At 68.6% G+C, this 17,020-nt stretch carries 14 protein-coding genes; 4 read left to right on the forward strand and 10 right to left on the reverse strand.

Annotated features, from left to right (window positions below; genetic code table 11):
* Positions 1-93: 93 nt before the first annotated feature.
* Positions 94-720 carry a hypothetical protein gene (locus tag OHT21_RS11715; RefSeq protein WP_328768208.1) on the forward strand — a complete coding sequence of 209 codons (627 nt, stop codon included), beginning with the start codon at positions 94-96 and terminating at the stop codon, positions 718-720.
* Between the two features lie 238 nt (positions 721-958).
* Here OHT21_RS11715 and OHT21_RS11720 read toward each other — a convergent pair whose 3' ends face one another.
* From OHT21_RS11720 to OHT21_RS11730, 3 genes are all read right to left on the reverse strand, one after another.
* Positions 959-1,588 (reverse strand): hypothetical protein, encoded by a 630-nt coding sequence (locus OHT21_RS11720; RefSeq protein ID WP_328768209.1) that lies wholly within the window; start codon positions 1,586-1,588, stop codon positions 959-961.
* 68 nt (positions 1,589-1,656) lie between these two features.
* A complete protein-coding gene (locus tag OHT21_RS11725) occupies positions 1,657-2,358 on the reverse strand; it encodes a ribonuclease HII (protein ID WP_328768210.1) in 702 nt (233 codons plus the stop codon).
* A 105-nt stretch (positions 2,359-2,463) separates the two neighbouring features.
* On the reverse strand, positions 2,464-3,087 hold the full coding sequence (locus tag OHT21_RS11730) for a TetR/AcrR family transcriptional regulator (RefSeq protein WP_328768212.1): 624 nt from the start codon (positions 3,085-3,087) through the stop codon (positions 2,464-2,466).
* A gap of 172 nt (positions 3,088-3,259) precedes the next feature.
* Here OHT21_RS11730 and OHT21_RS11735 point away from each other — a divergent pair, with 172 nt between their 5' ends.
* The gene (locus OHT21_RS11735; RefSeq protein WP_328768213.1) at positions 3,260-4,807 is read left to right on the forward strand and encodes an MFS transporter; all 1,548 of its coding nucleotides are present in this window, start codon (positions 3,260-3,262) and stop codon (positions 4,805-4,807) included.
* 73 nt (positions 4,808-4,880) lie between these two features.
* On the opposite strand, the gene OHT21_RS11740 is transcribed toward OHT21_RS11735, so the two are convergent.
* The 4 genes from OHT21_RS11740 to OHT21_RS11755 form a co-directional block, all read right to left on the reverse strand.
* Positions 4,881-6,647, reverse strand: a complete 1,767-nt coding sequence (locus tag OHT21_RS11740; RefSeq protein ID WP_443050346.1) for a DUF4153 domain-containing protein — start codon at positions 6,645-6,647, stop codon at positions 4,881-4,883.
* A gap of 183 nt (positions 6,648-6,830) precedes the next feature.
* Complete coding sequence (locus OHT21_RS11745; protein WP_328768214.1) at positions 6,831-7,742, reverse strand: ADP-ribosylglycohydrolase family protein; 912 nt, start codon at positions 7,740-7,742, stop codon at positions 6,831-6,833.
* A gap of 13 nt (positions 7,743-7,755) precedes the next feature.
* The gene (locus OHT21_RS11750) at positions 7,756-8,415 is read right to left on the reverse strand and encodes a histidine phosphatase family protein (RefSeq protein WP_078491628.1); all 660 of its coding nucleotides are present in this window, start codon (positions 8,413-8,415) and stop codon (positions 7,756-7,758) included.
* Positions 8,416-8,537: 122 nt separating this feature from the next.
* On the reverse strand, positions 8,538-9,143 hold the full coding sequence (locus OHT21_RS11755) for a YdbC family protein (protein WP_328768215.1): 606 nt from the start codon (positions 9,141-9,143) through the stop codon (positions 8,538-8,540).
* A 152-nt stretch (positions 9,144-9,295) separates the two neighbouring features.
* Here OHT21_RS11755 and OHT21_RS11760 point away from each other — a divergent pair, with 152 nt between their 5' ends.
* Positions 9,296-9,829, forward strand: a complete 534-nt coding sequence (locus tag OHT21_RS11760; protein ID WP_328768216.1) for a TerD family protein — start codon at positions 9,296-9,298, stop codon at positions 9,827-9,829.
* A gap of 55 nt (positions 9,830-9,884) precedes the next feature.
* Here the strand turns inward: OHT21_RS11760 and OHT21_RS11765 are convergent, their stop codons facing one another.
* Complete coding sequence (locus tag OHT21_RS11765) at positions 9,885-12,770, reverse strand: vitamin B12-dependent ribonucleotide reductase (RefSeq protein ID WP_328768217.1); 2,886 nt, start codon at positions 12,768-12,770, stop codon at positions 9,885-9,887.
* A gap of 148 nt (positions 12,771-12,918) precedes the next feature.
* Positions 12,919-13,470, reverse strand: coding sequence for a transcriptional regulator NrdR (gene nrdR, locus OHT21_RS11770; RefSeq protein ID WP_328768218.1), 552 nt, complete (start codon positions 13,468-13,470; stop codon positions 12,919-12,921).
* A 531-nt stretch (positions 13,471-14,001) separates the two neighbouring features.
* Between nrdR and lexA the strand changes: the two genes are divergently transcribed.
* Positions 14,002-14,784 (forward strand): transcriptional repressor LexA, encoded by a 783-nt coding sequence (lexA, locus tag OHT21_RS11775; RefSeq protein ID WP_033318887.1) that lies wholly within the window; start codon positions 14,002-14,004, stop codon positions 14,782-14,784.
* Between the two features lie 145 nt (positions 14,785-14,929).
* Here the strand turns inward: lexA and OHT21_RS11780 are convergent, their stop codons facing one another.
* On the reverse strand, positions 14,930-16,906 hold the full coding sequence (locus tag OHT21_RS11780) for an ATP-dependent DNA helicase (protein ID WP_328768219.1): 1,977 nt from the start codon (positions 16,904-16,906) through the stop codon (positions 14,930-14,932).
* Positions 16,907-17,020 lie beyond the last annotated feature (114 nt).

The following is a 17,020-nucleotide window of genomic DNA, read 5'->3' on the forward strand; positions in this document are numbered from 1 at the left end:
CATGGCCTGCCCGAAGCCCGGTAGGGCCATGTCGCGGTGCGCTCCCCCGTCCGACCCCGCCCGCAGTGTGGGCGCGTAGCCGAAGGGAGGACCGTGACCTTCGGATTCGCTCCGTCCCCGGCGGCATCGATGCCGACGTCCGCCGCGTCCGCCAACTCATTGGCCCGGATGCTCGAACCCGCCGAGTGGGCCGCTGCGGGGATTCCTCTGCTGCGCAATCCCCGGGAGGTCGTCAACGGGCTGCACTCCCGGCATCGGCCCCGGCCCGCGACCGCCATCGTGGCCGTCCTCGATCCGGAGGAACGGCTGCGGGCGAGCGCCTCGTTCACCCGGCGTTCGGCTCCGGCGGACGGCTGGATGTTCCGCAACGCGCTGCTCGCGCAACTGCGCCGGGTCATCCCGCACGATCTGCGGCGCCGCACCCCGGTGCATACGGCAGTGCTGCTCTACTGCCGTGAGGGCGACGCGCGTTGGACGGAGGAGGACGGGGCGTGGATGTGGGGGCTGCGAGACGCGTGCACGCTGCACGGACTGCGCTGCGGGGCGTACATCACGCTGACGGGTGAGGGCTGGCAGGTCCTGGGCGAGGGGCGCGGCGGCCGTCACCCCAACGCGGACTCGGCGCCGGAGTCCTTCGAGTCCTTCGCCATGGCGGAGACAACCCAGCCGCGCACCGGGGGCGCCGCCTCGGACGTACTGCGCCGCGCGGCGGCTCGCTGACCCGACGAACGAAGCCCGTCCGATCTCCGCCAGGGGTCACGGGCGTCCACCACGCGCGCGTGGAGCCCGGCCCCGATGACGTACTGACGCATGACAAGCCTCGACGGCGCCGCACATGAACTCGGGCGCTGCGGCCCTGGTCACGCCGGTACGTCCCCCCGTACCGGCACACGTCGAACCATCCACCGTGCACATGCCGCCAACGGCGGCACCCACCCCCGTCAAGGGAAGCGGGCTCTCAGACTCCCGCCCCCAGCACCGAGTTGATCTTCTGCGGGTCGCCGCAGACGATCAGCAGGGTGCCGGCTCGGCCGAGGGCCAGCGGCAGGGCCGTAGCGGCGGAAGCGTCGGGACCGCCGTTGACGGCGACGACGACCACGGGACGGGACGCGACCCGACCGGCGACGGACGCGTCGGCGTAGAAGACGTCGTCACCCGCGTCGTGCTGCGCCCAGTACGGGGCGTCGCCGAAGGACAACTCGTGCGCGGCCCACGGATGCGGATCGCCGGTGGTGATCACCAGCACCTCACCGGGGGCACGGCCCGTGTCGAGCAGCAGGTCGACCGCTTCCTCGGCGGCGTCCAGCGCCCCCTCGGCCGAGGCCGGGATCAGCTGGATCTGCGGAGTGGAGGAAGCGGCGGGGGCGGCCGGGGCGGACGACTCCGGCTTGGCCACAGGCGTGTCGCGCGGCGCACGTTGCGCCGGCGGCATCGGCCGGACGGCACTCGGACGACCGGGACGCGGCGGAGCCGCGGGACGGGGACCGGGTACGGGGCGGGGGGTCGGCGCGGTGCGGCCGTTGGCCGGAGTGGCGCGGGGACCCTGGGCACTCTCGTGAATCTGAGGCTCCTCGGGAATGAGAGGCATGAGCTGATTTTTATCAAACGCCGGTGCGACTCACCCCGGCGGGTGGCACATGGATGCGAGCGGAACCGTCAGAAATCGAAACCGAGCTGACCTTCGATCTCCGGAACGCTTCCGTCCGCCCAGTTGCGGACCTTCTTGAGGTGCCGCCACTGGGGCAGCGCATCAAGATACGCCCACGAAAGCCGGTGGTACGGGGTGGGGCCCCGCAACTCCAGCGCGGCCTTGTGCACGGGTGACGGATACCCGGCGTTGGTCGCAAAACCGAAGTCTGCATGTTCGATGCCCAGTTCGGCCATCAGTTTGTCACGCTCGACCTTGGCGATCACCGAGGCCGCCGCGACGGCCACGCACGACTGGTCGCCCTTGATGACCGGACGGACCCGCCAAGGAGTGCCGAGATAGTCGTGCTTCCCGTCGAGGATGATCGCTTCGGGGCGAACCGGCAGGGCATCCAGGGCGCGCATGGCGGCAAGCCGCAGCGCGGCCGTCATCCCCAGGTCGTCGATCTCCTCAGGAGAGGCATGTCCCAGGGCGTACGACGTCACCCACTTCGTCAGCTCCTCGGCCATCTCGGTACGGCGCTTGATGGTGAGGAGCTTGGAATCGGTGAGGCCTTCGGGCGGTCGGCGCAGGCCCGTGACCGCCGCGCAGACGGTGACCGGACCGGCCCACGCACCGCGCCCCACCTCGTCGACACCGGCAATGACCTTCGCTCCGGTGGTGGCGCGCAAGGAGCGCTCGACGCGGTGTGTGGGTGCTTCGTACGCCATGGCGGCACCAGAGTACGCCGTCCGGAACCCCTTGCGACACCCAGGTTTCTCCGGGCAACCAGACGGGGAGTTCAGCCACCGCTCGGAGGCAGTGGCTGCATCACGTCATGCCTCGCTCGGACGCAGCAGGGGAACCATCAACTGGTCGACCAGCGCTTCCAGCTCCTGCTCGTTCCATTCGCAGGCGCACACCTTCGAGCGGTACATCATCATCGCCGGCATGGCGTCGAAGACATACCCGTTCGCGGCATCGGGCCGCACTTCTCCTCGCGCGATCCCACGGCGAATGACCTCCCCGACGAGCCGCGCACCCGGCTCCACGACCCGTTCCAGGATCACGGCATGGAAGCGCTCGGCCGCACCGAAGTCGCACTCGTAAAGTACCGAGCGCAGCGCGTATCCAGGGCGCGAGAACATCGCCTCGCGCACCCGGCGGCACAGATCCAGGAGTTCTTCCCGCACGCTGCCGAGGTCGGGCGCGTTCTCCAGCTCCGGCAGCCCGGACCGGAGCGCGTCCACGACGAGATCCTCCTTGGACGGCCAGCGACGGTAGACGGCGGCCTTGCCGGTCTGGGCGCCCGCGGCGACGCCCTCCATCGTGAGGCCGTTCCAGCCGACCGTACTGAGCTGATCGAGCGCGGCCTCGAGGATCGCGCGTTCGAGTACGGCGCCGCGCCGACGTAGGGAGGCCGGCTGAGCGGGGGCGGCCGTCAAGCGCGAAGTAGCCATCTGAGCGTCTCCGTTGTGCAGGGGGAGCGGGGATCTTCGGGTAAGGCGAGCGGATCGGTGACGCGGCACGAAAGCGATTCAGTGAACGCTTGCGTTCACTGATGGGGACTCACTAACGTTGACGCGACAGTGAACGCGAGCGTTCACTAACGTACTTGTGGGGGACCCAATAGTGACAACCTCTCAACTGACAAAGGACCAGAAGCCGGGGGCAGCCCGCCGGGAGGGGCGTCCCGGCATCGCGCTCACCGTCATCGCGGCCTGCCAACTCATGGTGGTACTCGACGCGACGATTGTGAACATCGCACTCCCGCACATTCAAGACGCGCTCAAGTTCTCCACGACCGACCTCACCTGGGTCGTCAGCGCGTACACGCTCACCTTCGGCGGTCTGCTGCTGCTCGGCGGCCGGGCCGGCGACATCCTCGGCCGGCGCCGGGTTTTCATGACCGGCATCCTGCTCTTCACACTTGCCTCGCTGCTCGGCGGTTTCGCCCAGGAACCCTGGCAGTTGCTGGCCGCACGCGCTCTCCAGGGCGTCGGTGGCGCGATCGCGTCGCCCACCTCGCTGGCGCTCATCACCACGACCTTCCCCGAAGGTCCCGAGCGCAACAGGGCGTTCGGTGTCTTCGCCGCGGTCTCGGCCGGCGGCGGCGCGATCGGTCTGCTGGCCGGCGGCATGCTCACCGAGTGGCTCGACTGGCGCTGGGTGCTCTTCGTCAACGTACCCATCGGCCTGCTGATCGCGTTCCTCACACCGCTCTACATCAGCGAGTCCGAGCGGCATCCGGGGCGCTTCGACATCGCGGGCGCGCTGACCTCGACGGCCGGTATGGCGTCCCTGGTCTACGGATTCATCCGGGCCTCGGAAGAGGGTTGGCGCGACAGCCTCACCCTCGGGTCCTTCGGGGCGGCGGCGGTCCTGCTGCTGGCCTTCGGACTGATCGAGTCCCGGGCCAAGGAACCGATCACGCCGCTGCGCATGTTCGCCGACCGCAACCGCTCAGGCACGTATGTGATCATGCTGAGCCTGGCCGCGGCGATGTTCGGCATGTTCTTCTTCATCGTCCTGTTCGTGCAGAACGTGCTGGACTACACGCCGATCGAAGCGGGGCTGGCCTTCCTACCGGTCACGGTCGCGATCGCGATCGGTGCGGGCCTGTCGCAGCGGCTTCTCCCCGTGCTCGGCCCCAAGCCCTTCATGGTCGTGGGCTCGGCGCTCGCCGTGATCGGGCTCGGCTGGCAGACCTTCATCAGCCCGGACAGCTCGTACGCCGGCGGGGTACTGGGCCCGATGCTGGTGTTCGGCTTCGGCATGGGGCTGAACTTCGTGACGCTGACACTCACCGCGGTCTCCGGTGTCGCCCAGCACGAGGCCGGCGCGGCGTCCGGGCTGCTCAACGTCACGCAGCAGGTGGGCGGTTCGCTCGGCCTCGCCATCCTGACCACGGTCTTCGGTACGGCGAGCCGTGACGAGGCGGAGAAGCAGCTGCCCGCGTTCATGGCGAACGCCTCGGCGGAGCAGAAGGCGGAGTTCGCGCAGACGCAGCAACTGCCGGCTCCCTGGGGCAATGAAGTGCTGGCCCAGGGCATATCAACGGCCTTCATCCCGGCCGCGGCAATGGCCGTACTGGCCCTGGCCGTCGCCGCGTTGGTGATCCGGGTCCGCAAGAGCGACCTCGAGGCTCTGTCGGGCACCGCAGGACCGGCCGGAGGCTGACACCACCGATGCGAGCGGGCTGGACCGACGTCCCGTGGACGTGGGTCCAGCCCGCTCGGTACGTTCCCGTGCCTCAGCGGTACTGGAACTCGTCACGGAGCCGAAGGCACTCGCGCCAGTCCGCCTCGGCCGACAGCGGCCGGTCCTCGAGGATGCCGCGGGCCCGGGCCTCACCCCAACTGGTGGCGTACCAGGGCTTGTTCTCCTTCTCCAGTTCCCTCGCGATGGGCTCGAGCGCGCAGGAGCGCAGCGGCTCCTCAAGCTTGTCGAGGGCCGGTACGGCGTCCGCCGACAGGCCGCGCGCGTAGTCGACGTCGAACTTGCCCTCGCCGTCCTTGCTCGTGGCCTCGTACCGCTCGACGTTACGCTCGGCGACCAGGCCGTCCGGCGAGATGAGCCCGAAGGCGAGCACACCAGCGGCGGCAGTGGCCATCACGGCACGCGGCAGCCAGCGGGCTCCCCATACGCCGGCCGCCATGATGAGCACGATGACCAGGCCGAGCCAGAGCTCCACGGCCACCACCGAGATCCTCAGTCGCGTCAGTCCATACGCCTCCACGTACATGTCCATACGTCGCACCGCCGATGCCACGACAACGAGCGTGAGAACACAGAGAGTTCCCAGCACGGCGCGCACCAGCGTCCAGTCGCGCGCACCGTCGCGCGGGGCCCAGCGCAGGGCGAAGACGATGACGAGCAGGGTCAGCAATGTGATCAGGAGGAGCTGCCAGAAGCCCTGGCGCGCGTACTCTGCGTAACTCTGGTCGGTCTTCTCCAGCACGGTGTCGTATCCGCCGAACAGGACGGCGAGCTGGACGGCGTTGAAGGCCGCGAAGAGCACGACGAGCACGATCAGGGGCAGCGCCCACTCGACCCGCCCACGCTCCCGGCCCGGGGGCACCTCGACGCGGTCCCACTGAACGGGCGCGGCGGCCGTGTGTGCCGCCGCCAGCGCGCCGACCAGGCCGAGCACCAGCAGGACGAGATGCCAGGGGCCGCCGGAGACGGAGGCGTCCGGCATGAGGCCGCCGAGCAGATCCGCGAAGGCCGCGTCGGCCCCCGCGAACAGGGCGCCGAAGACCAGCAGCAGAACCGCGGCCACCGCGAGCGCGCGCAGCACCGGGCCCACGTTGCCTCGGGCGCCGCCGAACCGTTCCCGCAGGCCTCGCCAGCCCCAGACGGGTCCGGTGAGTACCGAGGTGTACAGGCCGATCGGGCCGAACAGCACTCCGGTCCAGGTACGGCCGCCGTGCAGCGCGAGCGAGCCCGCGGCCACGGCGGCCACCACGGCGAGGAAGGTCGGCCAGTCGGCGTCACGCAGCGCCGGCACGGTCAGCAGGGCGAGGCCGCCGACGCCCCACACCAGCGTCCAGCGCCGCGGACCGCGGCCGGCCGCCTGGGCGGCGAAGTACGCGGCGAGCGCGGCCGGAACCGCCACCAGCAGGAGGTTCAGGGCCAGTCCGTCGGCGAGCAGGAGCATGCTCAATACGCCGGTGGACAGGGCGGCCCAGAGGGTGGCGGGGCGGACCGGTGCCGGGGGCTCCGCTTGAAGGTCCGCGAACCACCAGGCGGACTCGGCGACCGGGTAGCCCCAGTCGACGTCCTCTCCGTCCGAGTCGTCCTCGTCGGCGCCCCCCTTCGAGGAAGCGTCGCCGGAGTACGAGGCGGGGACAGCGTCCTCGGGCTCATCGGCATCGGCGGCAGGCTTCTTGGTCAGGGCGGCAGTGCGCCCACTGGAAGCACCTCCTCCTTCGGAGCGCTCACCAGCGCTCCGATCGGCGTCCGTTCCCTCTTCAACCCCCGGCTTTCTCGGTTCGGCCTCGGATGGCCTGTCTGACACGGGACCCCCTCCCGACCGGTCCACGGACGGCGCGCAGCACATGGCTGGGCCGAAGCCAGGGGACCGGTGTCTCGTCGGCGCGCGCCCGAGATGATCAACGAGCGGCGTGGCGGACAGGGTATCCGCGGGTAAGCCGACGCGGCGGGGAGCGGGGGCTCTGTGTCAGGTCTGTGACAGTTCGGGCTACGCCCCGCTCTCCACCGACATCCAGCCTGGCAGGGCCTCCGTCCGTTCCGCCCACTCCACCGGGGGCGCGCCTGCCTTCCCGGCGGCCACCACTCCACCCACGATGGCGCAGTTCGTGTCCACGTCCCCGCCCGCCTGGGCGGTCGTCCAGAAGGCCTGCTCGTAGTCGCCGAGCGAACGTGCGGCCGACCAGAGCGCGAACGGCACGGTGTCGTGCGCGCTCGTACGCCGCCCGCAGCCCAGCACCGCGGCGACCGTCGACGCATCGTCGTAGTCGAGCATGTCCCGGGCACGCCGCAGCCCGGCCTCCACAGCGCTGCGCGGCACGAGAGCTATGACGCCGTCGAGCAGTGCCCCTGCGCTGGGCGGACCACCTGGGGCGGCGGTCAACGCGGCCGCAGCAGCTACGGCCATGGCGCCGACCACGGCCTCTCGGTGCTGGTGCGTGGGATACGCCGAAATCTCCGCCTGGTGCGTCGCCTGCTCCGGATCGTCCGCATACCACGCGCCCAGGGGCGCGATGCGCATCGCGGCGCCGTTCCCCCACGAGCCCTGCCCGTTGAAGAGGGCCGATGCAAGCTCGCGCCAGTCGCCGCCCTCCCGGATCAGCCGCAACAGACGGTTGACCGCGGGCCCATAGCCCCGGTCGAAGTCGTGGTGCTCCGCGAAGGAGCGGGCCAGCTCGTCCTGGTCGATACGGCGGTGGGCGGCCAGAACGGCCACTACGGAGCAGGCCATTTCGGTGTCGTCGGTCCACTGCCAGGTGCCGGCCGGCAGGGCACAGCGCTTGAGCAGCGGATAGTTCTCGGGCACGAAGAACTGCGAGCCCAGCGCGTCCCCCACCGCGAGCCCGCTCAGGCTGGCCAGGGTGCGGGCCAAGCGCCCGTCGCGAGAGGAGTCAGCGGTCATCGCCCTGCCACTTCTATCCGGTGACTCCGTACGGTTTCGGATCACGCCAGCGGTCGAAAGGCCGGTCAAGTGTGTACTTGCCGTCCTCCCCGAGAACGAGCATCCGCGTCTCCCCGTTCCCGGGGTTCACCAGGCACTCGAACTCCGCGACCGACCAGTGGAACCAGCGCATGCAGAACAGCCGCATGGCCAGCCCGTGCGTCACTATGAGCACGTTCGGCGGATGGTCGGGCGCCTCGAAGCTGCGGAACAGGCTTTCCAGGAAGCCGCCGACCCGGTCGTACACGTCGGCACCGGACTCCCCCTGCGCGAAGCGGTAGAAGAAGTGCCCGTACGCGTCGCGGTACGCCTTCTGCTGGCGTACGTCCTCCCGGTCCTGCCAGTTGCCCCAGTCCTGCTCACGCAGCCGCGGCTCCTCGCGTACGCGCACGAGTTCGGGGTCGAGATGGAAGGCGCGGAATGTCTCGTGCGTACGGCGGTACGGGGATACGTAAACGCTTACGCGCTCATGGCCGAAGACCTCCCGAAGCCGCTTGCCCGTCTCTTCCGCCTGCCGCCATCCCGTCTCGGTGAGGGCCAGTGCGTGGTCGGGTTCGCGTTCGTACACGGTGTCATCGGCATTGCCCACCGACTCGCCGTGCCGGACAAGGACGATGCGCCGTGGTCGTGCCATGCCAAAACCCTAGATCGGATCGCGCCGGATCGAGCACTCGTACGGGCCTCATACGGCGGAGGTCACACAACTGTGACCGCTTCAGATCGTCCGTGACCGCCCGTGACCGCCCATAACGGCTTTCAGACCGTCCAGCTCGGTTCCAGCTCCACGATGTCGCCCGCGAGGGCCGCCACATCCGCCTCGATCTGGGCCCGCAGGGCAAGCCGCTCGACGCGCTCGACGCGGTACTTGCCGTGTTCGGCGGCAGACTGCCACATCGACAGCACCAGGAACTCATAACCGGGCGCCTCACCGAACAGCCCGCGCACCATGCCGGGTGAGCCGGCCATCGCCGGATTCCACACCTTCTCCTGCATCAGCGCGAAGTGCTCGGCCCTCTCCTCGTGGACGCGGCAGTGCGCCACGCGTACCAGGTCGGCGTCCGTGAAGCGCGGCTCGAAGCCGGTCTTCACATCGAACCTGTGATCGAAGAGTTTGATATGTGGATCCTTGAAGGTGCCGGCCTGCGCGGCAGCAAGCCGGTCATGGGAGCGAGCCATGAAGGAGTCGTAGAAGGCACGGCTCTCCCAGAAGGCGAAGATATGGGCCACTCCGGGTCGTACCCGACTCCAGCCCCCGCCCTGCCCCCGGAATCCCGGCTCCCCCAGAAGCCCCGCCCATTTCCGCTGCCCCCGTTCAAAACCGCGGCGGTCCACCACGGTGCAGCGAATCCACTTGACCAGCACCGCGCCATCGTAAGGCCACACAACGTGGCCTTGGTCACGCTCTGGCGCAGTACATCCGCGCGAGCGCCCCCTGTTGCGTGACACGATGGACAACATGCCTCAGCTGCCCAGCAGTTGGGGCGACTGTCACTGAGGATCAGGAGGGAGATCTGGTGGACGGCCTCAGCAAGGGCATCAGCAAGGTGGAGGTCGGGGTGAAGTGGGACCCGAGTCCCGCCGGTGAGCCACCCACGGATCTCGACCTCGTCGCCGCGACCTACTTGGCGACGGACACCCACGAAAACCCCGACTACGTAGTGCACTTCGACAGCCGGTCCCCGGACGGCACCATCACCCTCAACCGGGACAGCAAAGACGGCAAGGGCTTCGGCTGGGACGAGGTGATGACCCTGGAGCTCGGCCGCCTGGACAACCGGTACGCGCGCGTGGTCGTCGGCGTCTGCATCCAGCAGCGCTCCGGACGCAGGACCTTCGTCGGGGTTGGCAACCCCTCGCTGCGCATCAGCGAGGGCTACACCGTCCTGGCCGAGGACGACTTCGGCGGCGTACTGGGAGCGACGTCCGCGACAGTCGCGGAGTTCGTACGCGACGACTCCGGAGAGTGGTCCTTCCACCCCGGCGTCCGAGGCTTCGACACGGACCCGGCGTCCTTCGCCAGGACCATGGGCAGCCGCCACGCATCCTGACCCACTCAAGCCGTAAGGGGCGTACGCCCATGCGTACGCCCCTTACGGTCATGAATCAGCTGCAGCCGCTGGTGGAGCCGCAGCCCTCGCAGATGTAGCAGGACCCGGCCCGCTGCATCTTCGTACCGCAGGAGAAGCACAGGGGTGCGTCCGCCTGGATACCCAGCTGCATCTCCACCAACTCGGCGTTGGTGTGCGCCTGCTGCGGGGCAGGCCTGGCCGCCTCGACCTCGGCCCTCGGGGATGCGACGGCCTTCAGTTCCTGCGCACGGGGCGCGGACTGGGCGAGACCCTCGACGTCTAGCTCGTCATCGGTCGGCTCGTACGAACCGGTCTCCAGGTGACGCTGACGCTCGGGGGCGGAGTGGATGCCGAGCGCGGAACGCGTCTCGAAGGGCAGGAAGTCGAGTGCCAGGCGGCGGAAGATGTAGTCGACGATCGACTGCGCCATCCGCACGTCCGGGTCGTCCGTCATACCCGCCGGCTCGAAGCGCATGTTGGTGAACTTCGAAACGTACGTCTCCAGGGGCACGCCGTACTGCAGGCCTACGGAGACGGCGATCGAGAAGGCGTCCATCATGCCCGCGAGGGTGGAACCCTGCTTCGACATCTTCAGGAAGACCTCGCCGAGCCCGTCGTCCGGGTAGGAGTTGGCGGTCATGTAGCCCTCGGCGCCGCCCACCGTGAAGGAGGTGGTGATACCGGGACGGCCCTTCGGGAGGCGCTTGCGGACCGGGCGGTACTCGACGATCTTCTCGACCGTCTCGCGGATGGTCTCCTCCGCCTTCTCCGCGACCTTCTCCTCGTACTTCTTCGCGGAGAGGGGCTGGCCGACCTTGCAGTTGTCCCGGTAGATCGCGAGCGCCTTGACGCCCATCTTCCATGCCTCGAAGTAGACCTCCTCGACGTCCTCGACAGTCGCCGACTCCGGCAGGTTGACCGTCTTGGAGAGCGCGCCGGAGATCCAGGGCTGAATCGCGGCCATCATGCGGACGTGGCCCATCGCGGAGATGGAACGCTCGCCCATGGCGCAGTCGAAGACCTCGTAGTGCTCGGGCCTGAGGCCGGGGGCGTCGATCACATTGCCGTGCTCGGCGATGTGATCGACGATCGCCTCGACCTGCTCCTCCTGGTAGCCCAGGCGGCGCAGGGCCTGCGGCACGGTGCCGTTGACGATCTGCATCGAGCCACCGCCGACCAGCTTCTTGAACTTGACCAGTGCCAGGTCGGGCTCGAGGCCGGTGGTGTCACAGGACATCGCCAGACCGATCGTGCCGGTCGGGGCGATGACGGACGCCTGCGCGTTACGGAAACCGTTCTTCGCACCGAGACGGATCACGTCCTGCCAGGCCTCCGTGGCGGCGGCCCAGACCGGGGTGTCCAGGTCGTCCATGCGGACGGCCACGGCGTTGGCGTCGGCGTGCTGCTTCATGACGCGCTGGTGCGGCTGCGCGTTGCGGGCGTAGCCGTCGTACGGGCCGACAACCGCGGCGAGTTCCGCGGAGCGCTTGTACGACGTGCCCGTCATCAGGGAGGTGATGGCGCCGGCGAGGGACCGGCCACCGTCGGAGTCGTACGCGTGACCCGTGGCCATCAGGAGGGCGCCGAGGTTGGCGTATCCGATGCCCAGCTGACGGTAGGCGCGGGTGTTCTCGGCGATCTTCTGAGTCGGGAAGTCCGCGAAGCAGATGGAGATGTCCATCGCCGTGATGACGAGCTCGACAACCTTGGAGAAGCGCTCGACTTCGAAAGCCTGGTTACCCAAGCCGTCGTCCTTCAGGAACTTCATCAGGTTCAACGAGGCGAGGTTGCAGGACGTGTTGTCCAGATGCATGTACTCGCTGCACGGGTTCGAGCCGTTGATCCGGCCGGACTCCGGGCACGTGTGCCAGTGGTTGATGGTGTCGTCGTACTGGATGCCCGGGTCGGCGCAGGCCCACGCGGCCTCGGCCATCTTGCGGAAGAGCTCCTTGGCATCGACCTCCTCGATGACCTCGCCGGTCATCCGCGCGCGCAGGCCGAACTTCTCGCCGTTCTCGACCGCCTTCATGAACGCGTCGTTCACGCGCACCGAGTTGTTGGCGTTCTGGTACTGGACGGACGTGATGTCGTCGCCGCCCAGATCCATGTCGAAGCCCGCGTCACGCAGGGCGCGGATCTTCTCCTCTTCCTTGACCTTGGTCTGGATGAAGTCCTCGATGTCGGGGTGGTCGACGTCGAGGATGACCATCTTGGCGGCGCGGCGGGTGGCGCCACCGGACTTGATCGTTCCTGCCGAGGCGTCGGCACCGCGCATGAAGGACACAGGACCAGAGGCGTTGCCACCGGAGGACAGCAGTTCCTTGGACGAACGGATCCGGGAGAGGTTCAGGCCGGCCCCCGAGCCGCCCTTGAAGATCATTCCCTCTTCCTTGTACCAGTCGAGGATCGAGTCCATGGAGTCGTCGACGGCCAGGATGAAACAGGCGGAGACCTGCTGGGGCTGCGGTGTGCCGACGTTGAACCACACCGGCGAGTTGAAGCTGAAGATCTGGTGCAGGAGTGCGTACGCCAGCTCGTGCTCGAAGATCTCGGCGTCGGCGGGCGAGGCGAAGTACTTGTAGTCCTCACCGGCCTTCCGGTAGGTCTTCACGATGCGGTCGATGAGCTGCTTGAGGCTCACCTCGCGCTGCGGGGTGCCCACAGCACCGCGGAAGTACTTGCTGGTGACGATATTGACCGCGTTCACCGACCAGAACTCGGGGAACTCGACGCCACGCTGCTCGAAGTTGACCGAGCCGTCGCGCCAGTTGGTCATGACGACGTCACGACGCGCCCACTCGACCTCGTCGTACGGATGCACGCCCGGGGTGGTGTGGATGCGCTCGATCCGCAGCCCCTTGTTCGCCTTGGTGCCCTTAGCTCGGGAACTCCGCGCCGGACCGCTCGCCGTCTCTGTCATGCCGCCTCCCTGTATCGGGCAAAACGCCCTGAAGTGCCTCGTTCTTCCTGGGCACGGTGTGTATCTGTGTTGCGCGCAGCGCATGCGCGATCGCCCGCAACAGGTTCCTGAATCGCCGTCGACCGGCCGACGCGGGTCGACCCGCTGGTCAGTCGGCGGCGTTGGCGGGCACGGGGACTTCGGCAGTCCCTCCGGACCCGCGATCGCTCCCCTGGCGCCCCTCGCCCGCGTCATCGTCGTCCGCGGTGGGGCGCTTCGTCTGTTCCCTGAGTTCCGCGATGGCGGCCTCGAAGTCCTCCGGCGAGTCGAACGCCCGGTAGACGGACGCGAACCGCAGATAGGCGACGAGGTCCAGCTCCTGCAGCGGGCCGAGAATGGCCAGCCCCACGTCATGGGTGGTCAGTTCGGCGCTTCCGGTGGCCCGCACCGCCTCTTCGACCCGCTGGCCGAGCTGGGCGAGTGCGTCTTCGGTGACAGGCCGCCCCTGGCACGCCTTGCGGACGCCATTGATGACCTTGGTACGACTGAAGGGTTCGGTGACTCCGGACCGCTTGACCACCATGAGCGAACACGTCTCCACCGTCGTGAACCGACGGGAGCAGTGCGGACACTGGCGGCGCCTGCGGATCGACGTACCGTCGTCGGTCGTACGGCTGTCGACGACGCGGCTGTCGGGGTGCCTGCAGAAGGGGCAGTGCATCGAACTCCATCCCTCCTTCACAGCACGACTCAATAGCCTCGACAGGCCACTTGGGCCCCTCGAAGCAGTCCCCAGCATAGGCGATGATCAGACCCCGGAGGACCCGGGGGACCACAACTTCTGGGCTGCTGTGGCCATCCAACCACTAGATCTGGGGTTTGGCCGTAAATTTTCTGCGCTCGCGCGTGTCGTCTCCCGCGAGCGCGCATGCGGCAACCGATCTGAACATGTGCCGCACACCCATACCGGCGCCGGGGCCTGCAGGGATAACGTGGGCGCCGCACGCAGGGGCCGGTATCCGGTTGACGGGATACCGGATGGCAGACTGGGCGCCGACCCACGAGGTCGTCGTCCCGGCGGCGAAGAGTACAGCAATCAGCCGTTTTGTCCGCCAGGTGCAGTGTTGGCCATACACCCAAACACATGATCACGCCAGGTGATTCGCAATCTTTCACTCGAACGTGTGTTTGGCGCAACCTTTCGAAAGCAACTACCGTTGTGCAGCAGGGAGACGAACGAGAGGGGCCGACCGTGACCACCACCGCAGATAGCGCCACCATCACCGCCCAGGACCGCTCCCAGGGCCGACTCGAGCCGGTGCATGCCATGAATGAAGCATTGAATCAGGAGGGACCCAAGCCCACACGCTCCCTGCCGGGCCGACCTCCGGGAATCCGGGCGGACAGCTCCGGACTCACCGACCGGCAGCGCCGGGTGATCGAGGTCATCAGGGACTCCGTGCAGCGGCGCGGGTACCCGCCGTCGATGCGGGAGATCGGGCAGGCCGTGGGCCTCTCCAGCACCTCCTCCGTCGCCCACCAGCTGATGGCACTCGAACGCAAGGGCTTCCTGCGGCGCGACCCGCACCGGCCCCGCGCCTACGAGGTCCGCGGATCCGACCAGTCCACGGTCCAGCCCACCGACACGGCGGGCAAGCCGGCAGCCTCGTACGTCCCGCTGGTCGGCCGGATCGCCGCCGGTGGCCCGATCCTCGCCGAGGAGTCGGTCGAGGACGTGTTCCCGCTGCCGCGACAGCTGGTCGGGGACGGCGAGCTGTTCGTCCTGAAGGTCGTCGGTGACTCGATGATCGAGGCCGCGATCTGCGACGGGGACTGGGTGACGGTCCGCCGCCAGCCGGTCGCCGAGAACGGCGACATCGTGGCCGCGATGCTGGACGGCGAAGCCACGGTCAAGCGCTTCAAGCGCGAGAACGGTCATGTGTGGCTGCTGCCTCACAACTCCGCGTACCAGCCGATTCCCGGCGACGAGGCGACCATCCTCGGCAAGGTCGTGGCGGTGCTGCGGCGGGTCTGACCCTCCGCCCCTGACCGGGCCCCGGAACCAACTGCGCCGGTTCCGGGGCCCTGTGCTGTCCCCGCCGATGCCTGGGGACAGGGCAGTACTTAGGGGTCTTTGCCCTATGAGCGGCCTCCTCGGCCGCTCATAGGGCAAAGACCCCCTACTCGCTCTCTGCCTTGCGGGCCGCCTCGTCGATCGCGGCCAGCGACCGCCGTACCTGGTTACGGTCCGTCGTGTACCAGAAGTCGGGCAGTGACGCCTTCAGATAGCTGCCGTAACGGGCCGTGGCCAGACGCTGGTCCAGTACGGCTACGACGCCACGATCCCCCATCGCTCGTACGAGGCGGCCGGCGCCCTGAGCCATGAGCAGTGCCGCATGCGTGGCGGCGACGGCCATGAAGCCGTTGCCCCCCGCGTCCTCGACGGCCTTCTGGCGGGCGCTCATCAGCGGGTCGTCCGGGCGTGGGAAGGGGATCTTGTCCATGACGACCAACTGGCAGCTGGCGCCAGGGACATCTACGCCCTGCCACAGCGAGAGGGTGCCGAAGAGGCAGGTCTTCGGGTCGGCCGCGAAGTTCTTGATCAGCTCGCCCAGGGTCTCCTCGCCTTGGAGAAGGATCGGGAACTCGGGGATGCGGGAGCGCAGTTCCTCTGCCGCCAGCTGCGCCGCCCGCATCGACGAGAAGAGCCCGAGCGTCCGGCCGCCCGCCGCCTGGATCAGCTCCGTCAGCTCGTTCAGCATGTCCGTGCGGTCGCCGTCGCGTGCGGGACGCGACAGATGCTTGGCGACGTACAGGATGCCCTGCTTCGGGTAGTCGAAAGGCGAGCCGACATCGACGCCCTTCCACTGCGGGACGTCTTCGCCCTCCGTGCCCTCGGGAGCCAGCCCCAGCGAGGCCCCGACTCCGTTGAAGTCACCGCCGAGCTTCAGTGTCGCCGAGGTGAGGACCACGGAACGGTCCGCGAAGAGCTTCTCCCTGAGGAGGCCCGACACGGACATCGGCGCGACGCGCAGGGAGGCTCCGAAGCGGTCATGGCGTTCGTACCAGACGACGTCCCACTCGGAGCCGTTGGTGATCCGCTCGGCCACATCGTGGATGGACTCCACGGAGGCGAGAGCCTGTTTGCGTACCGCGTCCTCGTCGCCGACGGACTTGTCGCGTGTCGTCCCCATCGCCGAGATCACCGTACGGGCGGCATCGCGCAGTGCCATCAGCGCGTACCCGAGGTCCTCCGGGATCTCCTCCAGGCGGCCAGGCAGAGCCAGCTCCATCAGTCGCTCAAAGCCTTCGGCGGCCGTCTGGAGCTGATCGGCGGCCTTCTCGTTGACGAGTTTCGCGGCGCGGCGCACCGCACGGTTGACCTGGCCAGGGGTCAGCTCGCCGGTCGCGACTCCGGTGACGCGAGAGACCAGCTCATGGGCCTCGTCGACGATCAGCACCTCGTGCTGCGGCAGGATCGGGGCGTTGTCGATGGCGTCGATCGCGAGAAGCGCGTGGTTGGTGACGACGACCTCGGCGAGCTTGGCGCGCTCGCGGGCCATCTCGGCGAAGCACTCTGCGCCGTACGCGCACTTCGAGGCGCCCAGGCATTCCCTGGACGACACGGAGATCTGCGACCAGGCCCGGTCGGAGACTCCGGGGGCGAGATCGTCGCGGTCGCCCGTCTCGGTGTCGTCCGCCCAGTCCCGCAGCCGCAGAAGGTCCTGGCCCAGCTTGCTGGTGGGCGCGGCCGCCTCGAACTGGTCGAAGAGTCCCTCCTCCTCGTCCTGCGGCATGCCCTCACGGAGACGGTGCAGGCACAGGTAGTTCGAGCGGCCCTTGAGCATCGCGAACTCGGGGCGGCGGCGCAGCAGCGGATGCAGTGCGTCGACCGTGCGCGGAAGGTCCCGCTCCACGAGCTGCCGCTGAAGCGCCAGGGTGGCCGTCGCCACGACGACGCGCTCGCCGTGCGCGAGCGCGGGTACGAGGTAACCCAGCGACTTTCCGGTACCGGTGCCGGCCTGGACCAGCAGATGGGAGCCTGCGTCGATGGCCTCCGCGACGGCTTCGGCCATGGTCACCTGGCCAGGGCGCTCCGTACCGCCGACGGCTGTGACGGCGGCATGCAGGAGTTCGGGGAGTGAGTGCTCTGTCATAGCGCGTCCACCCTACGGCGCCGCACTGACACCCGGGCGATCAACGCCCGAGGCAGGGGCTCGATCAAGGAGCCGAGAACCGGATCGGGGTCGAGTGGGAACCGGATCGGGTCG

The sequence above is a fragment of the Streptomyces sp. NBC_00286 genome, from assembly GCF_036173125.1.
GTDB lineage: Bacteria > Actinomycetota > Actinomycetes > Streptomycetales > Streptomycetaceae > Streptomyces.

Coding starts and splice junctions, on each gene's coding strand:
- OHT21_RS11720 (WP_328768209.1), bottom strand. CDS start 1,588: ATGCCTCTCATTCCCGAGGAGCCTCAGATTCACGAGAGTGCCCAGGGT.
- OHT21_RS11725 (WP_328768210.1), bottom strand. CDS start 2,358: ATGGCGTACGAAGCACCCACACACCGCGTCGAGCGCTCCTTGCGCGCC.
- OHT21_RS11730 (WP_328768212.1), bottom strand. CDS start 3,087: ATGGCTACTTCGCGCTTGACGGCCGCCCCCGCTCAGCCGGCCTCCCTA.
- OHT21_RS11745 (WP_328768214.1), bottom strand. CDS start 7,742: ATGACCGCTGACTCCTCTCGCGACGGGCGCTTGGCCCGCACCCTGGCC.
- OHT21_RS11750 (WP_078491628.1), bottom strand. CDS start 8,415: ATGGCACGACCACGGCGCATCGTCCTTGTCCGGCACGGCGAGTCGGTG.
- OHT21_RS11765 (WP_328768217.1), bottom strand. CDS start 12,770: ATGACAGAGACGGCGAGCGGTCCGGCGCGGAGTTCCCGAGCTAAGGGC.
- nrdR (WP_328768218.1), bottom strand. CDS start 13,470: ATGCACTGCCCCTTCTGCAGGCACCCCGACAGCCGCGTCGTCGACAGC.
- OHT21_RS11780 (WP_328768219.1), bottom strand. CDS start 16,906: ATGACAGAGCACTCACTCCCCGAACTCCTGCATGCCGCCGTCACAGCC.